This window comes from Thiomonas sp., from assembly GCF_034007205.1.
Taxonomy (GTDB): Bacteria; Pseudomonadota; Gammaproteobacteria; order Burkholderiales; family Burkholderiaceae_C; genus Thiomonas.
In genome coordinates this window covers 1-5,932 of the sequence record NZ_JAVERI010000038.1, presented here as the reverse complement: position 1 = coordinate 5,932, position 5,932 = coordinate 1, and the positions used below count along the sequence as shown (strand labels likewise).

The following is a 5,932-nucleotide window of genomic DNA, read 5'->3' as shown; positions in this document are numbered from 1 at the left end:
CGGACTTCCAGCCCGAATGGGCTCCGTTTTAGTCCATGATTTGCCAACAATCTTAACTGGACTCGATTTATACATTGACACCCCTATATAAAATGGTTATTATTGAACCATCCCTACAACAATTAACATTAAACAAGGAGTAAAAACAATGACAGAATTTGGAAGATTTGAAATTGATACTACAATCCATGAACCCCTTGGCGAAGTCCGCCAAACTAAAAAAGGATTTATTCAAAAGTGGTTGATTCGTGGTTCGAACGACGCCCAGGTTGTAACTGTATTTTCGAATGATCTTGAAACTCTCCGGCAAGAAACCATCACCGTACGTATCCCCGGGGATTTCTGTTTCGCGGTCGAATAAAATGCAATACACCCTTGAGATATTCACCCTTACAGGAAATCAGGTCGCTGATTATTTTTTCAGTTTAGGCATTTGGTTCGGCGTTATTGTCATACCTTTTGCAGCAATTTGCGCTATTATTTCAAGGTCTTAGCATGGAACCTATAATAACAGAGCTCGATTATAATTATTTGATGGGGTTATTCGGCCTTTGTGCTGGGCTGTTTGTGGTTTGGATAGCAACAAAGGCAATCTTATAATAAAGGAGGTGATTACATGGACTTGACTGCTCTTACGCTCAACACAGCTGACGTCGAAACCGTTATGGGGCTCGTTGTCGTGGGTCTGGCTGCTCTCTGGGGTTTTCGCAAAGTTATCAAAACCATGAACCGCTCATAATATCGGTTCAATAGCCAAAAGGGGCGGGGAAACCCTGCCCCTTTTTTTACTTTATAGGTGTCAGTTATGCGTTCCCTCTTATTTTTTTTAATTGGTTTTCTGGTACCTTGTTTTTTACTCGTTCCTTATTCTTATTCTGCTACAGTAATTGCCTATTACGGCCCATCTTCAAGCCCTGACGAACCTGCATATGTATGTATAACAGAGGGCAACATTTCTAGTCCTCCAGTATATATTGGTTCAACATATACAGCATATTCTAGTGTATTAGTAGGTATTACCTATAGGACTGATGCTTCTGTTTGTTCTAAGGTATCTGATCGTAATTTTCACTATTATTATGTTAAAGTAGAAAAGCGTGCCACTGGCTATTTTTATTTTGTATACGGTACTGATTCTGAATCTGAATATTTACCAAATCTTCCCACAAGTGAAAATGGCCACCAAGACTCTGACGAGGATGGCATTGATTGTGGTGGCTCAACTGGCGTCGAATGTCAAATCAGCTGTCCAGATGGGTTTATTTTAGCCAACGGTCTATGTTATAAGGCTTCGGAAAACCCATACCCTGCTGGCACCGAATATCCAAATGGTGAAATATCAGATGGCGAACCTTGGGTGCACCCGGGTATTGCTGCTGACCCTCTCCAGCACTCACCCGATTATGTACCAACTGCATCAGATTGGGAGGAAGTCCAAGAATATAACCCATCTAATGTAGGTGTAGGATCCGTTACTTACGACAAACAAGGTGATTATATTATACGCGACGAAAACGGGAATATTATTGAAGCTCAAATAATCGGTGAACATGTCTCACAAACCGATAATGATGACGGAACTACAACCACTATAACACAAGACAAAATATACAAAGATGGTAAAACCTCAATAACTTCAACAACTACTACGGTAAAAGATAATGCAACGGGTGAAGTCCTTACACAATACACCGAAGAACCAAGCGACAATCTTGCGCTAATTGGTGCAGGTCGTGGTAGTACCGAACCGGTTACCGGTGACCAGTACTCAAAAGGTGTGGAGTCTATAGTCGATGCAATAAATGGCGATCCGGACGTAGAAGATTCATCGTGGTCTGATCTTGAATATACTCAAACTGATATTGAATATGAACCACTTGATGAATCACAATATGATTATGAATCGTATATAGATAATTTCATTGACACTAACCATAATGTTGGATGGCTTTCTGTTATATCAGATTCAGGTATCCAAACATCAAATCCCTATTGTTCAATTGATGGCGAGATTTCTCTAGGTTCATCTACGCATACACTTTCTTTTTCTCTCTGTGAGTTCGAAGTTACGTTCCAAGCCATGGGTACTTGGCTTGCTCTCTTAGTCCAGATTTCTGCTTTGATTATTACATTTGGGGGGCTTGAATAATGGGTGCAATTGTTTCTGGTATCCGTTGGATTGCTCAATTTCTTGTTGGTTTTGTTGGTTCTCGTGCTGCTCAAAAAACTGCTGAATACTTAGCTATAAAGGGTTTGTATGTTACTCTTATTGTCACTGTATTGCCTTTTGCTTTAGTCAAGATGGGTACTTATCTTGTCTCTAAACTTTTTGCATATATATCCACTGAAACTCAATTGCTCACTCCTGTTATATTTGAAGCTACAGGTATGCTTGCGTGGTTGCTCAACTCTTTTCAGATTCCTTTCTGTTTTTCTGTTATTCTTTCCGCCTACGTTGCCCGATATTCCATAAAAACTTTTAAGCTTCTGCTTGTCTGGAAATAGACACAACTTGAAGAGGAAATAATATGGCTATTAAACATATTACTGGTGTACCTGGCACTGGGAAAACATACTTTGCTATAAACGATGTAATTTTAAGGTATTACAAGTTTTCAGATACCCACGTCGAATGGCAATATGATGATTCCAAACCTAACAAACCTGTACTTATCTATACAAATATTGAAAACCTAAAATTAACTCACGTCAACATTGATAGCTATTGTTCTTCTCATAACATTGATATATATACATTTTTTACAACTGATTATTGGGAACAATACATTGATTATAAAAACTATCAGATTGTAATTATACTCGACGAAGCCCAACGTTATTTCCCATCTTCTTACCGTCTCCGTGGCACACCCAAACCCGGCGAAAACCCTCTTTACTGGTTTCAATACCACCGTCATTTTGGTGCTGATGTCTATGTAATAACCCAAACATACGATGCAGTTTGCCGTCATGTTGTACAGCTCGCTGAGTATGAGATTCATGCTATTACCAAGGTTTATTCGGTTGGCAATTCTTTCCGCTATGTTTTCCGCACCGGTCTTCATCCCGACGATATCGTTGCCCGTAAAACCTTTAGATATGACAAGCGTGTTGGTATGCTTTATCAATCTTTCATGTCTGATTCCGATGATTCACGTAGACCCTATCCCTTGCGTAAGTACACATTATTTTTTGTATTCCTTGCCCTTTTGCTTGTTTTCGGAGTCGTTCGTTTCGTCGGCTCTTTTGGACATCCAGGGGAGCAGACGCGAGACCCGCGCGGCGGGGAGCCGACCGTGGCGGAGTCCTCGCGTGCTGCTGCATCCTCTAAACCCTCTGAGCCTGTCAAATCAGCTGCACAAAGGTCTGCGCCAGTACCTCAATCACAAATCAAGCTACCAGATAAGCAAGTCGTTGTGGATACGGGTGGGTTTTGGCAAGGTGATGAGTTAATAGCGATTGAGTTCTACGGCGATTTAATACCTGTTAATGAGTTCGGTTTTTCCTTTCGGTCTGACCGCGGAAATAACCGCGTCCGGGTTTGGCTCCCGCAGTCCTTTTTGGATGATATCCAGGTAGCAAAAAACAGGCGTTATTACAAATCCGGGTCAGGCTGGCAGGACATTGAATCAGCTCAATATACTCCTGACCGCAATTACTCCAACTACAACGATGCACAGCTGGAAAAAAATTCAGCACGACAGCAAGAGACAACTCGCAGGCAACGAGCCCAGGAACGTATAAACAGGGATTTGCCATTTTAAAAACTCGCATTATCTTGCATTATCTTGCATTATCTTGTTGACACACCCAACTGTCTTTGGTATTATCATATCAAGACGTGGGGAACAACAACAACTGAAAAGGAGAAACGAAATGAAATATTACTATGTACAAAAAGCGCAGGAAATTTTCCCGATTTACGGAGTAACCTCCATCGAGGAGGCCAAGCAATACGTTGCTGAGGAAGATCATGGCCGTATCATAGAAACTGACGAGGCGGTTTATATGAACCCCAGAACCGGGAGCGTTGACTTCGCAAGCGAGTGGGGCGATTTGAGCGACGTTGTGGAGGTAATTTACGAAGAGGACGCCTGGCGCGAGGCGTAGGCCGGATGGCACCGGGAAACTGATAAAGCAATAACCACCCAATACAAGCCCCCGCTCAGCCGGGGGCATAAAATGAGGAAGCAACTCGCAAGCAACTCTCAAGCAACGAGTCCAGGAACGCATAAACAGGGAACTACTATTTTAAACACATAACCCAGGGGGGGGTTACATCATGGCTATTCGACTTTCAAAATCCAGTATTTCAAACTTAAAAATCAGTGAATCTGTCGTGTTAGAAGAAACTGTATACGGTTGTTATCTAGTGGCATGTATCTTGGATGGTAACCGATCTTATCTATATGGCACTGATATTATTGTATATCCCACATTGTGTCACGCGAAGCGGGCTGTACTTCGTCATGCTCCTCTTTGCTGTATCCGTGTGATGCTTTATGGAGCTTCTGAAGCAATCCCTTTATATTTTGCACAGTGATTGTTGCTTAGAGATGCCGGAGGCATGATTACAGCATATGCACCTGGCTTCGGTGTCTCTCTTTGTTCGTGCGTCCACCTCCGTTTGCTCCCCCTGTCCGTCACTTTGACTACCAAGGTTTTGATCTTTGGTTTTTATCGTTGGAGATTAAACCATGAAAAATCACTCAGTAACCCGCCTCTCTGTTGTGCCGCCTGACCATGCATTGCATGTACAGGCTCCACTATTTGCGGCGCCCCGAACCTGTAACACAGGGGCGCTTATTCCAAAAGCGTTTGGCGTCGAACTAAACAGCTTTAAAATTGACTGGCTAGAAATGACCGTTCAGGATTGTCTCTGGGAGGACTTTGTCGTTAAGTATTTGGGTTTATCCCCTGACGTATTCACCGAACAGGATTTTGGTAGGCATGGATACGTTAATTTGCGCACATACGGTAATGTCCAGCTCTGTAGTACGGATACAAAGCCTGAGCGAGGCACAAAAGTCATACTGCCAGCTTCGGCTCTCGATGAAGTGGCCCGCGATTCATGCGAAATTATACGCCTTGGTTTCAGCGATGGGGCAAGCTTCGCGCGTATAGATATCGCATATGACGATTACAGCGGAACTTTAACATTCGACCGCTTAAAACAGCATATCTATTCTGATGAGCTGGTTACGCGCTTTCGGACTGTCGAAGAAAAATGCCCCCGCTGGTTGTCTGGTGATAAAAAATATCAGCCCTCTGGTGAAGGTTTTGTTTTTGGGTCGTCTGCATCCTCTCGTACTTGTGTAATCTATAACAAAAAACTTGAACAGGAGTATCGCGCAATTAAAGCTAATCAGCCTTTACCCGAAACCCCTGATGGTGCCAGATGGTGGCGTGTAGAATGTCGTTGGCACAAACAAGCCGCCCTTGTCCTTGCCGAAGAAATAGCATTGCATGGACTAAAAAACGCTGGTAGCGTGATACGTGGTGTGATAGATTTTCGCGATCCCGACACCGACAATAGAACAACTCGCCGCGAGATATCCAGCTGGTGGGCTCGCCTCATGTCAACCGGTGAAATTATCCGTACTGGTATACAAAAGCCTATTACTACAATTACCCGTAAGTTGCAGTGGCTTATGCGTTCGTGCCGTAAGGCAATAGGGCAGGTTGGCGTTATCCTCGGCGAGCGAGTTATAAATGAGATTATGCAACAGGGTGCCCTCGAAACAACTCAAGAAGAGTGGTCAATGCTTAGATCAACTTATAAGCCACCACAAAGAGTAGGTTTCACGGACTTCCAGCCCGAATGGGCTCCGTTTTAGTCCATGATTTGCCAACAATCTTAACTGGACTCGATTTATACATTGACACCCCTATATAAAATGGTTATTATTGAACCATCCCTACAACAATTAAC

The 5,932-nt window shown here is 43.0% G+C and carries 5 protein-coding genes; all 5 read left to right on the top strand.

Annotated elements, in window-relative coordinates; all coding sequences use genetic code 11:
- Nucleotides 1-805 precede the first annotated feature (805 nt).
- Nucleotides 806-2,149: a hypothetical protein gene (locus RBR52_RS15255; RefSeq protein WP_320378128.1), complete on the top strand. Its 1,344-nt coding sequence runs from the start codon at nt 806-808 to the stop codon at nt 2,147-2,149.
- A complete protein-coding gene (locus RBR52_RS15250) occupies nt 2,149-2,505 on the top strand; it encodes a hypothetical protein (protein ID WP_320378127.1) in 357 nt (118 codons plus the stop codon). The genes RBR52_RS15255 and RBR52_RS15250 overlap by 1 nt, the downstream gene beginning before the upstream one ends.
- Nucleotides 2,506-2,528: 23 nt before the next feature.
- Nucleotides 2,529-3,764, top strand: coding sequence for a zonular occludens toxin domain-containing protein (locus RBR52_RS15245; RefSeq protein WP_320378126.1), 1,236 nt, complete (start codon nt 2,529-2,531; stop codon nt 3,762-3,764).
- A 112-nt stretch (nt 3,765-3,876) separates the two neighbouring features.
- Entirely contained in the window at nt 3,877-4,110 is a 234-nt protein-coding gene (locus tag RBR52_RS15240) for a hypothetical protein (protein ID WP_320378125.1), read from the top strand.
- Nucleotides 4,111-4,697: 587 nt separating this feature from the next.
- Nucleotides 4,698-5,837 (top strand): replication initiation factor domain-containing protein, encoded by a 1,140-nt coding sequence (locus tag RBR52_RS15235; protein ID WP_320378124.1) that lies wholly within the window; start codon nt 4,698-4,700, stop codon nt 5,835-5,837.
- Nucleotides 5,838-5,932: the final 95 nt, after the last annotated feature.